The 14,129-nt window shown below is 71.2% G+C and carries 12 protein-coding genes and 3 pseudogenes; 9 read left to right on the top strand and 6 right to left on the bottom strand.

Annotation, left to right across the window (positions count from 1 at the left end; translation table 11 throughout):
* Window positions 1-60: 60 nt before the first annotated feature.
* The 3 genes and pseudogenes from EJG53_RS37175 to EJG53_RS37190 all read right to left on the bottom strand — a co-directional run bounded on the left by EJG53_RS37175 (window position 61) and on the right by EJG53_RS37190 (window position 3,606).
* Entirely contained in the window at window positions 61-954 is an 894-nt protein-coding gene (locus EJG53_RS37175) for an SDR family oxidoreductase (RefSeq protein ID WP_125048558.1), read from the bottom strand.
* A gap of 1,237 nt (window positions 955-2,191) precedes the next feature.
* Window positions 2,192-2,609 (bottom strand): annotated as a pseudogene (locus EJG53_RS37185) (integrase core domain-containing protein); the annotation flags it as partial.
* A 136-nt stretch (window positions 2,610-2,745) separates the two neighbouring features.
* A complete protein-coding gene (locus EJG53_RS37190) occupies window positions 2,746-3,606 on the bottom strand; it encodes an SDR family oxidoreductase (RefSeq protein ID WP_125048560.1) in 861 nt (286 codons plus the stop codon).
* Window positions 3,607-3,694: 88 nt separating this feature from the next.
* Between EJG53_RS37190 and EJG53_RS37195 the strand changes: the two genes are divergently transcribed.
* Window positions 3,695-4,417, top strand: coding sequence for a TetR/AcrR family transcriptional regulator (locus tag EJG53_RS37195; RefSeq protein ID WP_125048561.1), 723 nt, complete (start codon window positions 3,695-3,697; stop codon window positions 4,415-4,417).
* 105 nt (window positions 4,418-4,522) lie between these two features.
* Here EJG53_RS37195 and EJG53_RS37200 read toward each other — a convergent pair whose 3' ends face one another.
* Window positions 4,523-4,891, bottom strand: a complete 369-nt coding sequence (locus EJG53_RS37200; RefSeq protein WP_125048562.1) for a hypothetical protein — start codon at window positions 4,889-4,891, stop codon at window positions 4,523-4,525.
* Between the two features lie 304 nt (window positions 4,892-5,195).
* On the opposite strand from EJG53_RS37200, the gene EJG53_RS37205 reads away from it, so the two are divergent.
* The 5 genes and pseudogenes from EJG53_RS37205 to EJG53_RS44320 form a co-directional block, all read left to right on the top strand.
* Window positions 5,196-6,188 carry an aldo/keto reductase gene (locus EJG53_RS37205; RefSeq protein ID WP_125048563.1) on the top strand — a complete coding sequence of 331 codons (993 nt, stop codon included), beginning with the start codon at window positions 5,196-5,198 and terminating at the stop codon, window positions 6,186-6,188.
* A 101-nt stretch (window positions 6,189-6,289) separates the two neighbouring features.
* Window positions 6,290-7,392 (top strand): annotated as a pseudogene (locus EJG53_RS37210) (IS701 family transposase); the annotation flags it as partial.
* Between the two features lie 536 nt (window positions 7,393-7,928).
* Entirely contained in the window at window positions 7,929-8,774 is an 846-nt protein-coding gene (locus tag EJG53_RS37215; RefSeq protein ID WP_167515226.1) for a DUF1684 domain-containing protein, read from the top strand.
* A 39-nt stretch (window positions 8,775-8,813) separates the two neighbouring features.
* Window positions 8,814-9,194 carry a nuclear transport factor 2 family protein gene (locus tag EJG53_RS37220; protein ID WP_125048565.1) on the top strand — a complete coding sequence of 127 codons (381 nt, stop codon included), beginning with the start codon at window positions 8,814-8,816 and terminating at the stop codon, window positions 9,192-9,194.
* Window positions 9,195-9,589: 395 nt separating this feature from the next.
* Window positions 9,590-9,847 (top strand): annotated as a pseudogene (locus EJG53_RS44320) (IS5 family transposase); the annotation flags it as partial.
* A 20-nt stretch (window positions 9,848-9,867) separates the two neighbouring features.
* Here the strand turns inward: EJG53_RS44320 and EJG53_RS37230 are convergent.
* Complete coding sequence (locus tag EJG53_RS37230; RefSeq protein ID WP_125048566.1) at window positions 9,868-10,833, bottom strand: NAD(P)-dependent alcohol dehydrogenase; 966 nt, start codon at window positions 10,831-10,833, stop codon at window positions 9,868-9,870.
* A gap of 101 nt (window positions 10,834-10,934) precedes the next feature.
* On the opposite strand from EJG53_RS37230, the gene EJG53_RS37235 reads away from it, so the two are divergent.
* Entirely contained in the window at window positions 10,935-11,654 is a 720-nt protein-coding gene (locus EJG53_RS37235) for a TetR/AcrR family transcriptional regulator (RefSeq protein ID WP_125048567.1), read from the top strand.
* 323 nt (window positions 11,655-11,977) lie between these two features.
* Here the strand turns inward: EJG53_RS37235 and EJG53_RS37240 are convergent, their stop codons facing one another.
* Window positions 11,978-12,313 (bottom strand): ArsR/SmtB family transcription factor, encoded by a 336-nt coding sequence (locus EJG53_RS37240; RefSeq protein WP_125048568.1) that lies wholly within the window; start codon window positions 12,311-12,313, stop codon window positions 11,978-11,980.
* A gap of 167 nt (window positions 12,314-12,480) precedes the next feature.
* Here EJG53_RS37240 and EJG53_RS37245 point away from each other — a divergent pair, with 167 nt between their 5' ends.
* Together EJG53_RS37245 and EJG53_RS37250 are read left to right on the top strand one after the other, a co-directional pair.
* A complete protein-coding gene (locus EJG53_RS37245) occupies window positions 12,481-13,623 on the top strand; it encodes an FAD-dependent monooxygenase (protein WP_125048569.1) in 1,143 nt (380 codons plus the stop codon).
* Between the two features lie 175 nt (window positions 13,624-13,798).
* On the top strand, window positions 13,799-14,017 hold the full coding sequence (locus EJG53_RS37250; protein WP_244955741.1) for a hypothetical protein: 219 nt from the start codon (window positions 13,799-13,801) through the stop codon (window positions 14,015-14,017).
* The last annotated feature ends 112 nt before the right edge of the window (window positions 14,018-14,129 follow it).

A 14,129-nucleotide genomic window follows, 5' to 3' on the forward strand; every position in this document is an offset into this window, starting at 1 on the left:
GGCCGTGGACGCCGCGGACTGTCGCGACCCGCCAGCGGCCCGTCGTCGGCGACCGGCGCCTCAGCCGCCGTAGGCACCGTCGAGGATGTCCTCGACCAGCGTCGGCCCGGTCGGCTTCCAGCCCAGCAGTTCGCGTGTGCGAGCGCTGGAGGCCGCCATCGGCGTGGCGAAGAAGCCGCCGACGAAGCCGAAGTGCTCGCCCGCGTCCTCGGGCGCGATGGAAGCCACGGGAAGACCGAGCGCCTCGCCCAGCGCCTCCGCGATGGCACGGGTGGTGACCGACTCCTCGGCCACCGCGTGCATCCGCGTCCCCGCCGGGGCGCGCTCGACGCCCAGCCGGATCAACCGCGCGGCGTCCGAGCGGTGCACCGCCGACCACTCCACCGAGCCGTCACCGATGTAGCCGGACACACCTCTGTCACGGGCGGCCTTGGCGAGGAAGGCCACGAAACCCCAGTCTCCCGCGCCGTGCACCGAGGGCGCGAAGCGCACGATGACGCTGTTCACACCCCGGCGGATGTAGTCGAGCGCGAGATTCTCACTGCCTCCGCGCGACGCGCCGGGGCCGACGTCCGGCGAGGAGTCCGTCTCCAGGGCGGCGCGCCCCTCCACGATGCCGGAGAGTCCGTTGGCGACCACGAAGGGCTTGTGGGTGCCTGTCAGGGCCTCGGCCATGGTCTCGACCGCGGCGCGCTCGGCGCGGTCGGACTCTGCGGGGTTGCCCCAGTCGTGCTTGTTGGCGAGGTGCACGACCGCGTCCGCCTCGGCTGCGCCGCGGCGCAGCACGTCGAGGTCGTCGAGGCCGCCGGGCAGCGGCGTCGCGCCCTTCGCCTCAAGAGTCGCCGCCGAGGCGTCCGACCGGGCCAGACCGACGACGCCGTGACCGGCAGCGAGCAGCTCGTCGACCGCCGCCGACCCGATCCAGCCCGTCGCACCAGTGACGAAGACGCGCATGATGACCATCCATTTCCGTCCGGGGACGTCGCAACGCATGACCCCCGGGACACTTTCGATTCACCGTGTACCGAAACGGTACCATAAAAACGGTGCACGGTGTCTCGAAAGGGGGGAGGGGGGTCGGGCCGACCCCCCTCCCCGGAGGGCCGGCACCCCCTCTACAGCTCGCCGTCCCGGGCGCTCGGCCCGCCGGCCCCTCGGGCGCGATACCCGGGGCCGCCTCCGGCAGCAGGCAGCCGACGCGGCCGGCTCGTAGTCATCGGCTCCTTTGCGCGGGCGTCAGGCAGTTGGGCTCGGTCCCCTTGACCTCGCTCTCGCGCACCGCGCCGCGCCCTCCGGGCAGCCTTGTCAGCGGAAGTTGCTTGAGGCGTTCCGCAGGGGTGGGGCTGCAGCCCCAACTACCCCCCCGGGGCCCGTCAGCCGAGTGGTACGACGTGGACATGCGTGAGCGGGCCCGGGACATGCGGCCCCTGACCGTGCATCCGCCGCGGCCAGGTGAGGAGATCCTCCCCGCCTGGCGCCTGACCTTTACCCGTGATCTGTCCGTCGGCACTACAACGACGACCCGCTGCTGCCCGAGGGCGGGCGCACCTGGTCCGGCCGGCGCGGTGGTGGCGGTGCCGCTGGTCCACTCGTGGTTGAAGGTGGCGTACGCGGTGTGGATGCCGCCCTTCGGCTGCCACGTGGGGGAGCCATCCCACACTGGGGCGGCGATGGTGCACTCCGGGGAGCACTTGAACGTGGGATTTATGGTGAATGGTCCCGGCATGCCGACGGTGCCGTGCTGCACGATGAAGGGGGCCGTCGGCACCGCCGCGAGCCGCTGGGTGAACTTCCGGGACACCGGGTCGAGCTTGATCTCGATGGCCGAGGCGAAGTGTGCGTCCGCCGGTCGATGCAGGTGATCTTCTGGCCGTGGTCGGTGCAGGGCTCGCTGCCCTTGCCGGCGTCCTTCGTGACGCGGGTGACCACCTCAGGCCGCTTACGGGTTCCGACCTGCGGCTCCTGATACTTGTCCAGGTCCGCCGCCGGGGCGCTCTTGTTCGGCGCGGGAGTTTGATGTCCACGGCCCGGTCGCGGGTTGTGAACTTTTCCCACGTCGACCAGTCCGTCTCGTACAGGCTGCCGTTATAGGCAGAGGTGCGGAAGGCGTAGGTGGTGTTCGCCTTCAGGTCGCCGTAGCGCAGGGTGACCTTCGCGGTGCCGCCGGAGGTGACGAAGCTGGACACCACGTGTATTGGCCCGCTGGGTTGTTGACGCGGCTGATGGGTGGTTGGCCGTCGAGTGCGGTGTGGCACCGGTGGTAGTTGTGGGTGTGGAGGAAGTCCGTCAGGGCTTCGGTGCGTTCGGCGTTGCTGGAGTACGGGCGCACGTACGCCCATTCGTCGAGCAGAGCGCGATTCAAGCACGCGACCTTGCCGTTCGTCTGCGGGCGAGAGGGGCGCGCGCTTATGGACGATGCCGGCGGCGCTGAGAGTCTGGCCGAACAGGCGGGGTCTGTAGCAGGAGCCGTTGTCCGTAAGGACGCGCTCGACGGTGATGCCGTGCTCGAAGAAGGTATTCGCGCGCTGTTGGAAGGAGGCCGCGGTCTCTTTGCGTTCGTCGGTCAGAACCTCGCTGTACGCGCGGCGGGAGTGATCGTCGACGGAGCTGGGGCGGTGCGGAATCTGATGCGGCGCCTGGGTTCGCGCCCGGGGCCGCCGATCTGGTGGAAGGCGGCTCGGGCGACAAAGGACGAGCCTTCGTGGGCGGCGGGCCAGGCCGGGGCCGTCTCCGGGCCCACTGGATCTATTCGGCCCAGGCCCGCTCCAGTAGGGAGCCGAAGGCGGCGGGCTCTCGCCCGATCAGCTCGGCCATCGTCGGGTCGACAGCGGTGAACTCGCCATTGCGCGCCGCGGCGAAGATGCTCAGCATCAGGTCGGCGACCGGAGCCGGGGCGCCGTGCGCCAGAGCCTGCTCACGGAAGACGTCGCCGGGGACGACGGTGCGGGTGATGGGCCGCCCGGTGACCTGGGACGCGAGTTCGGCGACGGTGTCGAAGTCGAGTGCCGCCGGACCGGTGAGCGGCGGAGTGGGCCCCTCGAAGCGGCCCTCGTCGGCGAGGATCACTGCGGCGGCCTCGGCGAGGTCGTCGTGGCCGGTCCAGGCGACCGGGCCGTCGGCGGGCAGGGCGATGTCGCCGGTGTGCCGGGCGGACTCGAGGAACTGCAGGGCGCTGGCCGCGTAGAAGCCGTTGCGCAGCGCGGTCCAGGGCAGGCCGGTGGCGCGCAGCAGGTCCTCGGTTGCCGCGTGGTCGCGGCACGGCGGGAAGCGGGAGTCGTGGGCGGCGCCCGTCTGGCTGGTGTAGAGGATGCGGCCGGCGCCGGCCTGCACGGCGGCGTCGATGGCCGCGCGGTGGCCGCTGACGCACTCCTCGCCCGTGCGGTCGAGCGAGACGAGGAGCAGTTGCCCGGCCCCCTCGAAGGCGTGCACGAGCGAGGCGGGGTCGTCGAAGCTGCCCTGGCGGACGCGGACGCCGCGGTCGGCGAGGTCCTTCGCCGTGCGGGGGTCGCGGACGCTGACGCCGACGCGGTCGGCGGGGACGCGCTCCAGCAGGCGCTCGACGGTGCGGCGGCCGAGCCTGCCGGTGGCTCCGGTCACGATGATCATGGGGCCTCCCAATGCCGTTTCCAGTGGAATCACCGTAACGATAACACTGGAAATATCGTTGGAATCAAATCTTCGATACCATTGGTTCATGGCTATGCGCGACACCACCGGCAGCCCCCGCGACCGCATCGTCGAAGCGGCTGTCGACCTCCTGGAAAAGGGCGGGCCGGACGCGGTGAGCACCCGCGCGGTCGCCGCCGCGGCCGGCATGCAACCGCCGGCGATCTACCGCCTCTTCGGCGACAAGGAGGGACTCCTCGAGGCCGTCGCCGAGCACGGCTACACCCAGTTCCTCCAGAGCAAACGCGACCAGCTCGACCCCGACCCGCAGGACCCGGTGCAGGAGCTGCGCCGCGGCTGGGACACGGTGGTGGAATTCGGCATCTCCCGCCCCGAGCTGTTCGCGGTGATGAACCGGGCCACCGGCCGGGGATCGGACGCGGCACACCGCGCGGGCCTGGAGATCCTCCGTGGGCGGGTGCGCCGGCTGGCGGCCGGCGGGTGGCTGCGGGGCGACGAGGAGCTGGCCGCCCAGATCATCCAGGCAACCGGCCAAGGCGCGGTCACCACCTGGCACTCCACCCCCGCGGAGCGCCGCGATCCGGCACTGTTGACCGTCCTGCGTGAATCCATGGTCGCGGCCATCACCCGCGCCGCACCGACACTCCCCGCCGCGGAGTCCGGTCCCGCCGCAGCGGCCCGCGCCCTGCGCGCCGCCCTCCCCGACAACGCCGATGTCCTGAGCGACGCCGAGCAGCGCCTGCTGCGCGAGTGGCTCACCCGCCTGGCGGCGGACGGTGACGCGCCTTGATCACCTCTCCGCCGCCCACCGTCGACAACGCTCGTGGTCAATACACCTGGCGCGCCCTCGGCCTGGCAGCAGGTGTCGCTCGGCGAACCGTGCGCACCGCGCTGATCACGCACTCAGCGCCCACTCCCGAAGCTGTGCCGGCACCCCGCGCGTCAGCTCGCCGGGCGCCCCGTCGAGATCACCGCGGGCGAGTACGGCTTCGTCGAGCCGGCGCCAGTCCACCGCGTCCAGGAACCCGGCCACGACGCGCCGTACATCCGCCGGCTCGACCCTCGCGTCCGCCAGGCCCTCGAACCGCACGCCGTTCCAGCCCTTGGCCACGTACAGCGTCACTTCGGGCCCTTCGTCCACGATTTGGGTGATCCGATATGCCTCCACCGACGAGGCGTCATCGTGGCCGTCGACCTCGATGACGGCGGGCTGCTCAGGAGCGGCGGGCATACGAACCCGGTGGTGCTGATCGAACGTGCTCATGTTTCGGAGCCGAGTACTCCAGTCCGACTTCGCGATCTTGTCGCTGATCCTGCTGGGAACGGGTACGGTCGCTGGGCCGCTGCACCCGCTGGTGAAGACGGCCGGGAAATACGCGGTGTCCGGGCCCTGTGGCGACCTGCTGTCGGTGGACTGCTTCACCCTCACCCGCTCCCGCCGCGCCTGTCCCGCCGGCGGGGGCCGGTCCTCCGGCTTGACTTCGAGGGCGCTCCAAGTCCTAGCGTCACAGGCGTTCGTCAGCCTTCGAGGTACCGCCCGCTCCGCCGGGCAGGAGGAGTATCCGCGCATGATCACCCGAACCACGCTCGGCTCACCCGGTCTCCCCGTCAGCGCGATGGGCCTGGGGTGCATGGGGATGAGTGAGAGCTACGGCGCCTCCGACTGGGACGGCGGCATGGCCACCATCGACCGGGCCCTGGAGCTGGGCATCACCTTCCTGGACACCTCCGACTCCTACGGCACCGGGCACAACGAGGTGCTGGTGGGCCGGGCCGTCCACGGCCGCCGAGACCAGGTGCAGCTGGCCACCAAGTTCGGCATCGACCGCAGCGCCGGCGACCGGGCACGCCGCATCCGCGGTGCCCGGGACTACGTGCTGCGCTCCTGCGACGCCTCGCTGTTGCGGCTGGGCGTCGAGGTGATCGACCTGTACTACGCCCACCGTCCGCCCCAGGACGTGGAGATCGAGGAGACCGTTGGGGCAATGGCCGAGCTGGTCGAGGCGGGCAAGGTCCGCCATCTGGGCCTGTCCGAGGTCGACGGCGAGCTGCTGCGCCGGGCGCACGCGGTGCACCCGATCACCGCGGTGCAGAGCGAGTACTCGCTGTGGACCCGCGACGTCGAGGCCATCACCCCGGTGATGGCCGAGCTGGGGGTCGGGCTGGTGCCGTACTCGCCGCTGGGCCGGGGGTTCCTGACCGGCACCCTGGACCGCTCCACACTGGGCGAGAAGGACTTCCGGCGCACCAACCCCCGCTTCACCGGCGAGGCGGGCGAGGCCAACGAGAAGATCACGCAGACCGTGCGCGAGGTGGCCGACCGGCTGGGCGCCACCCCCGCCCAGGTGGCGCTGGCCTGGGTGTACGCCCAGACCGAGCGGCTCGGGGTGGCGGTGGCGACTATTCCGGGCACCCGCAGCCCGGCCCGGCTGGAGCAGAACGCGGCCGCGCTGGAGCTCACCCTGGACGCCGAGGCACTGGCCGCGCTGGGCCCGCTGAGCGATCAGGTGACGGGCGAGCGCTACACCCCCGCACACACCGCTGAGGTCGCCCGGGGTTAGGACGCCGGTCCGACTTCGCGATCTTGTCGCGGACCCGGCCGGGAACGGGTACGGCCACCGCCTGATCATCGGGGGTCGTGTGGACTCTTGAAGATCGTGCGATGGCCGCGAGCCACAGCGCAGACCCTGCCCGCTGGTGGGCGAGGTTCGACCGGGCACGGTCCGGATCGCGGGCCGGTTCGGGCGGGTTGCGCCACGGAGGACCGCCCGCGCCCCTCTGCTCGGGCTGCTGTCGGGCGTTGAGCGGAAGAACTGCTGGTAGCTGGCCGAACAAGCCGGTCACGCCCGGCCCGGGCCGATGCAGCGCCCGCTGCGCTACGCCCGCTGGGACGCCGATGCCGTCCGCGACGACCTGCGAGCCTACGCCGCCGAACACCTTGGCACCGACGGCGGTGTCCTGGTCGCGGACGAGACCGGCTTCGTGACGAAGGGGTCCGCCTCGGCGGGCGTGCCACGGCAGTACACCGGCACCGCCGGACGCATCGAGAACGGCCAGGTCGGTGTGCTCCTCGCTCACGCCACCCGCCGGGGACGGGCGTTGATCGACCGCCGGCCCTACCTGCCCGAGCACTCCTGGTGCACCGATCCCGAGCGCCGCCGGGCCGCCGGGATACCCGACGAGGTGGCCTTCCCCACCAAGCCCCGCCTGGCCGGTGAGATGATCGCTGCCGCGCTCGACGGCGGTAGCACCGTCTCCTGGGTGACCGGCGACGAGGCATACGGCCAGGACCCGTAGCTGCGAACAACCCTGGAAAAACGCGGCATCGGCTACGTCATGGCCATCGCCTGCTCGATTCGGGTCCGCCTCAACCACGGCCGTACTCCCGTCCGCGCGGACACCATCGCTGGCCGTCTGCCCGCCACGGCCTGGCACCGCCACAGCGCCGGCAACGGAGCGAAAGGCCCGCGCTACTACGACTGGGCCTGGATCCACATCGGCGCCGGCAGCCACCGCCACCTGCTCATCCGCCGCAACCGGACCACCGGCGAACTCGCCTTCTACCTGTGCTGGTCACCCGCCCAGGTGCCCCCGGCCGAACTGGTTCGCGTCGCCGGCATCCGCTGGAGCGTGGAGGAATGCTTCCAGGCCGCCCAGGGGGCCGGACTCGACCACTACCAGGTCCGCAACTGGACCTCCTGGCACCGGCACGTCACCCTCGCCATGCTCGCCCTGGCCTTCCTGACCGCCCACGCCGCCGACGCAGCCGCCGACCGTCCTGCCAAACCGCACCATCCCGCCCGCAGCCGGGACCCCATTGCGCTGACCGTCCCGGAAATCCGCCACTTGCTTGCCGTCGCCTTCCACCAACCGGCCCTGTCAGTGGCCAAGTTGCTGCACTGGTCCACCTGGCGCGGACACCACCAGGCAACAGCCCGCCGCAGCCACTACCGACGACGGGCCACCGGCGAGCCGGCTGGATGGATGACGAAACCGCACTGGAGTACCAGGAGCGCGACAACCAGCGTGTCGCCGCTTTCCGCATTTGCTGTAACGGCAATCAGCATTGCTGATGCGTCGGCCTGAGTGCACCATCCAGAGCACCGGCCCCAACGGTCGGTCCGTGACGGTCGGGCGGGCGTGGTGACGCGCGCCGCACGGCGGCAGGTCGTCCGTGGCTGTGCTGAGGCGGCCGTCGACCGGCCGTCGAACCGGTCGGGGTTTCCGGCCGGGGGAGTCCTGACGGCGGGTGGGTCCTGATGGCGGTCGCGGGTGTCCGCCGCCTTGGAGAGGAGAACGCTGTGACCAGCGAATGCTTCGCTGACGACAACACGTTGGCCGGGTACGGCAGATGGCGTCGAAGCCGGTGGGAGGAGATGGCGGGCCCCGACGGGAAGGCGGGCTGCATTGCTTACCGGCTGATCACGGAACCGGGGCAGGAAGTCCCCGGGGTCCCGGGTCGGTGGACGTCCACCGGCTTCGCGGGGAGTCTGACGCTGACCGCGGCCCCTGCGGAGGGTGTCTCCGTCGACGGCCAGGACGTGGACGGCACGGTGGAACTGAACGGCGCCAGCCGCCTGGCCCTCCCCGGCGGGCGGCGCGGCACCATCGAGGAACTGCGGGGAGCCCATGTCCTGGTCGTGTGGGATCCGGCCGCGCCCACCCTCGTCGGCCTGCGTGGGATCGAGGCGTGGCCGTGGGACCCGGCCTGGATCGTCGATGCGCAATACCGTCCGGCGGATGCCGGGCGTCACCAGGAAGTGACCCGGCTGACCAGCCCGAGGATGCGGGACACCCTCCCGGCCCCTGGTGACTTCGTCTTCGATCTGCGAGGCGAGCGCCACACGCTCCGGGCGTTCGGCGTGGGCGGCGACACCCTGCTGGTCACGTTCACTGACGGCACCAGCGGCACGGACACGCCCGGCATGGGCCGTTGGCTGATCCTGACCCGGCCCAAGGACGGCATGGGTACGGTCCGAATCGACCTCAACCGGGCCGTTGTTCCCCACCACATGTTCTCGGCGGCCTTCCCTTGCCCGCTGCCGCCCCGGGAGAACCACCTCTCCCTACGCGTCGAGGCAGGGGAACGGGCCCCCGTCTTCGACGAAGAAACGGCCGCCGGTACCGCGGCCGGCCCCGCCGCCTGACATCCGCCGCAACCGGCGCACTCCGAAAGGAAGAAGACGTTGACAAGCGACCAGGACCTTCGCGCAGCAGCGGTGCACTACCTCCGGCAGTGGGAGGCGGGGGACTACGCCACGATGCGATCCCTGTGCACCGGCACCGCCACCGTGTGGCACAACGACGGAAGCGGCGACCAGCCGATCGACGAGAACATGGAACTGCTCAAGCGACTCGCAGCAGACGTCGGCACACTCCGGTACGACATCGTGCGGCAGTTCCAGGACGGCGACGAAGTACTCCAGCAGCAGGTACTCCACCTGACCATGACCGACGGCTCCCGCAGTGAGGTACACGCGGCGATGTACTTCCGGTTCGACGGTGGCCTCATCGACCGCATCGAGGAGTACTTCAACGTCGTACCGATCGGCGAATCCATGCCGTAGCCCGGATCGGCCGGCCAGCCCTGATCGCGGCCGCTCCGGCGAAGCGGTCGGCCGCGGCGGGGTCCCGGATGCAGTACCGGTCGCCGAACCGCCCCCCCCGGGTCGCCCTCAAAGAGGACGAGCCCGTTCAGGACCCCCGCCTGGACCACCTCGGCGTCGAAGCCGGCTCCACCAAGACGGTCACTGCCGCCGCAGACCGCCCGAGGCAAGAGGGCTCGCACATGGCGAGATTCGAGGAGAAGAGCACCTCCTGCCGCTACGCCCTCCAGGGCAAGGTCTGGGTACACCGCCCTGGCAAAGAGCCCTGGGGGCCTACGGCGTCAAGGCCGACGCCGCCCAGATGGGTGGGAGCGACATCCTTGCGGATACGCCTGCTGCGGTAGTGCGCCCGCTGAAACCGCGCCTGCCTGCGCCGCCGTGGAATCCGCTGCACCCTCCCCGACAAAGCCGTCCAGGCGCGCAACCGCCTCAAGCGTGGATCGCGTGGCGGACGGCTGCCGAAGTTCGACGAGGACGGCTACAAACGGCGGCATGCGGTCAAGTGCGGGATCGACCGCCTCAAGGGGCACCGCGCCGTCGCCACGCGGTACGACAGGCTGGCGGTCCGCTACGAGGCGACCGTCCTCATTGCTGCCGTCGACGAGTGGCTGTGATGCGCACCTCCACAGACGTCTTACGCGACCCTGACCACGTACTTGCCCTGGACGCCGCCCGCCTCCAGTGCCCGGTGTGCCGCTGCTGTCTCCTCCAGGGGGAAGACCGTGTCCACCGCAGGGCTCAGCTTGCCCTCGACCACGTGGCGGGCGAGGTCGTCGAAGTCCGCCCGCGTGGGGTTGCCGCTGAAGAAACGCACCCGGCCGTGTCCGTGGACCGTGCTGGCCGCGAGGTAGCCGAGCGACGCCGCGGGCCGTTCCAGGTCGAAGGCGATGGTGACCATGCGCCCGCCGGGATTCAGCAGGCGCCGGAAGGCCCGCAGGTCGGTCCCCGCGGTGTCCAGGACCACGTCGAAGCGGCCCAGTTCCGCCGGCCGCACGGTCCGGTGGTCGACGGCCTTGTGCGCGCCGAGCCCGCGGACGAAGTCGAGGTTGGCTGCACGGGCCAGGGCCGTGACCTCGGCGCCGTACGCCCGTCCGAGCTGGACGGCGGCGTTGCCGACACCGCCCGCCGCGCCCCGGACGAGCAGTCGTTCGCCGGGGCGCAGCCCGGCTTTGTCCCGCAGCGCGGTGATGGCCGTGGTGGCCACCGGCAGCGCGGCGGCGTCCACCAGGTCAAGGCCGTCGGGGAACCGGCCGACCCGCTCGGCGGGCACGGTCACGTATTCGGCGGCGCTGCCGAACCCGGAGGTGCGGCCCAAGACCCCCCATACGCGGTCGCCGGCCGCGAACCGTGTGACTCCGGCCCCCAGTGCGGCGACCTCGCCGGTGAAGTCCAAGCCGGCGCGCTTGGGGAATTTCCGGCCGCTCAGCAGGCGGAGACGGCCGGCACGGACTGCCAGTTCGCCGCCGTTGACGCTGAACGCGCGCACCTTCACCAGGACCTCGCCGGGGGCCGGCTCGGGGCGTGGCACGCGGCCCGTGTAGAGCACATCGGGGCCGCCGTAGCGGTCGTAGAGCACGGCCTTCATCATGCGGTCGTTCATCGTTCTGCCTTTGCCACCGGGTGCCGTACAGGGATCTGGCATCGACCGTAGGCTCTTAAGTGGACGCGATCGTCCGTTTGGACCGGAAGTGAGAGACAGTGATGGCGGAATCCTCTCGGATCACAGCCCGGGACGGGGCGCGGGCGGATGCCCGGCGCAACCGGGAGCGCCTCCTCGTCGCCGCCCGTGCGGTCTTCGCGGAGCACGGGATCGAGGCCCCGATGGCGACCGTGGCGCGACGGGCCGGGGTCGGCGTGGCGACGCTGTACCGGCATTTCCCGACCCGGGACGCCCTGGTGAGGGGCGCGTTCGCGCAGCAGATGGAGACCTGCGCGCGGGCACTCACCGAGGCTCTGGCCGCCCCTGACCCGTGGCAAGGCTTCCAGCAACTGGTCGAGACGGTCTGCGCTCTGCAACGGGAGGAACGCGGGTTCCCGGCCGCGTTCGTCGCGGCCTTCCCGGAAACCGCGTCGGAACACGCGCAGTCCCGGCAGCAAGCCGAGCGGGACTTCATGACCCTGGTACGCAGGGCCCAGGCATCGGGCGCGCTGCGGGCCGATTTTCACCCTTCCGACCTCGCCGTGGTCCTGTTGGCACACTGCGGTCTGATGACCGCTCTACCGGAAGACGGTGCAGCGTCCCAGCGCCTGGTGGCCTATCTGCTCCAGTCGTTCCGCACCGGCCCGGCCAACAAACCGCTGCCCCCGCCGGCTGCGCTGACACTGCGCAGCCTCCCGATGGCAACTGACGGCCCCCAGGGGCAGCGCCCCACGAGCCTGACAAGAAGCGGTACCTGCCGCAGGGCACTTCCAGTCCGATAACTCCACTTTCGCAACAGGCTCTAGCAGGACGGCTTGGACTTGACACGCACCCGTGTACCGGGAGCGTCTCCACGCCCGGTCCCGCCCTCACCCCAGTGGCCCTGCTCCGCACGCAGGTTGAGGAAACCTTGGTGGGTGGGGGCGTGCGGGAGTGTGCGGAAGAGTTCGGCGTCGATCACGAGCGCGGGGCGGTGGTCGAAGCGACACCGATCCCCTTCGTGCCCGTGTCGTGCTCGGGTCCCTGCGAGCGGCGCGAGCTGGATCCGGCCGAGCTCGCGGCTCAGGGCCGGCTCGGACGCCCCTTCCGGTGTGTTCAGCCGTGCTCAGCGAGGAGCAGTACCGCCCGGGGACTCCGCCCCCAGGAGCGCGAGCAGCCCGGGGAATCTCTTGTCGAGGTCCGCGCGTCGCAGTCGGATGCCCTTGCGGTTGCCGTAGTCGATCTCGTCGATGAGACCTGCCTCGCGCAGGACCCGGAAGTGGTGGGTCTGGGTCTGCTTCGAGATCGGAAGATCGAACGAGTTGCAGCCCCGCTCGCTGTCGCTGCGGTCGGCCGCCAGCTCCGTCATCACCGAACGACGGTGCTCGTCGGCGAGGGCGCGGAACACCGCACCCAGATCGAGCGCATCGGCCTCCGGGCCGACCAGGTTCTTCCCGGCCACGCCGCACCTCCTTCAAGTACGACTTGCATCGTACCTGAAGGGCGTGCTCCACTGAGGTACGAAATCTTTCGTACCTTGCCCCGGGGTGTGCTGCCCCGTGCCGCCGCGCCCTGAGTCCCCGGCATTCACCTGGGGCCTGGTCATCGACACTCCGAGAGGTCATCGTCATGAAGAAGCCCGAGGTGCTGATAGTCGGTGCCGGAATCGCAGGGCCCGCACTCGCCTACTGGCTCTCCCGCAACGGCTACCGGCCAACCGTCGTCGAACACGCCCGGGAGCTGCGCTCCGGCGGCAGTGCGATCGTCGTCAAGGGGCCCGCGATCCCGGTCGCCGAGCGCATGGGCATCCTCCCGCAGCTCCGCGGGCTCGCCACCCGCAACCGGTCGCTGACCCTGCTCGACCCCGACGGCAGGCGAATCCTGCACCTCCCGCTCACCTCGGACCAGGCGCCGACGGTCGAAGTGACCCGAGCCGACCTGTCCGAGGTGCTCCACCGGTCGGCGCAGACCGAGGCCGAGTTCTTGTTCGACGACACGGTCACCGCTCTCGACCAGGACGCCGGCGGGGTCGACGTCACCTTCCGGCGGTCCGCGCCACGGCGCTTCGACCTGGTGGTCGGTGCCGACGGGATGCACTCCACCGTACGGCGCCTGGTCTTCGGACCCGAGCGGCAGTTCGCGGGCGACCTGGGCCTGTACGGCGCGACCGTCCCGCTGGAACCCGACGCCGTCGAGGACCCCACCGAGATGACGATGCTGACCGTGCCGAACCGGATGCTGGTCCTCCACCCCTCGCGGACCACCCCGCTCGCGATCTTCACCTTCCGGGCCGCACCGCCGGCGCCCCACGACCGCAAGAACACCGCCCTGCACAAGCAGACCGTCGCCGACGCCTACGCCGACGTGCGGTGGCGGGCGCCGGAACTCGTGGCGGCGTTCCTCGACCACCCGGCTCCGTTCTTCGACCCGCTGACCACCGTCCGGGTGCCCTCGTGGTCCCGCGGACGGGTCGTACTGCTCGGGGACGCGGCGGCGGCGACAGCCCTGCTGGGTGACGGCTCCAGCATGGCGATGGTGGGCGCGTACGCCCTCGCACAAGAGCTCGCCGCCCATCCCGGTGACCACGCCCGCGCCTTCGCCGCCTACGAGTCGCGGCTCCGCCGCGAGGTAGGCCCGCGGCAGCGACGCGTCGGCCTGCTCTCCAGGCTCATGGTGCCCCGCACCCGGCCGGGCCTCGCGGTGCGCAACACGGTGGGCCGCGCGGTCGGCCGCACGCACCGGATCGCCTCCCGCGAACCCGCGAACCGGTAGACCGAGCCCGCACCGACCGCTCACCGGCCGGTGCGCAGCTCCCCCGTAGCTCCCAACCCGGTCGGTGCCGCCATGTCCGACGAGCCCGGCGTGGCAGGCCGTCGCCGATGCGGCAGGCCGGTTGCTGTCGCCTCATCCACCGTTCCCGGCGCTCGCCACGACACGGGTGCTGCCGGTGACCATGGCCGCCCTGAAGGGCTGGCGCCTCCCGCGGAAACTCCGCTGTAACGCCGAGGCGAACATGCAGACGATGCTGGGCGTGCGGTTCCTGGCGAGCGAGTACGGCACCGGGCCGGTGCACGGTGGACGGATCGACTCGCTGGGCCTGGACGAGAACGATGCGCCGCCTCCTTCCGGCGCCCTCGTCGCGTCGGGCATCAGGAGTCCCAGGTGAGCCGTTGAGGTGGGGTAGCCGCTTTCAGGGGAGACTGGTCACCCCGGAGCAGTGGTCCGGAGACGTTCCGGGCCGCCGGCGGGCAAGGTCGACTGGGAGCGGAATGGGAGTC

It is taken from the genome of Streptomyces chrestomyceticus JCM 4735, assembly GCF_003865135.1.
In the GTDB taxonomy this organism is placed as follows: Bacteria; Actinomycetota; Actinomycetes; order Streptomycetales; family Streptomycetaceae; genus Streptomyces; species Streptomyces chrestomyceticus.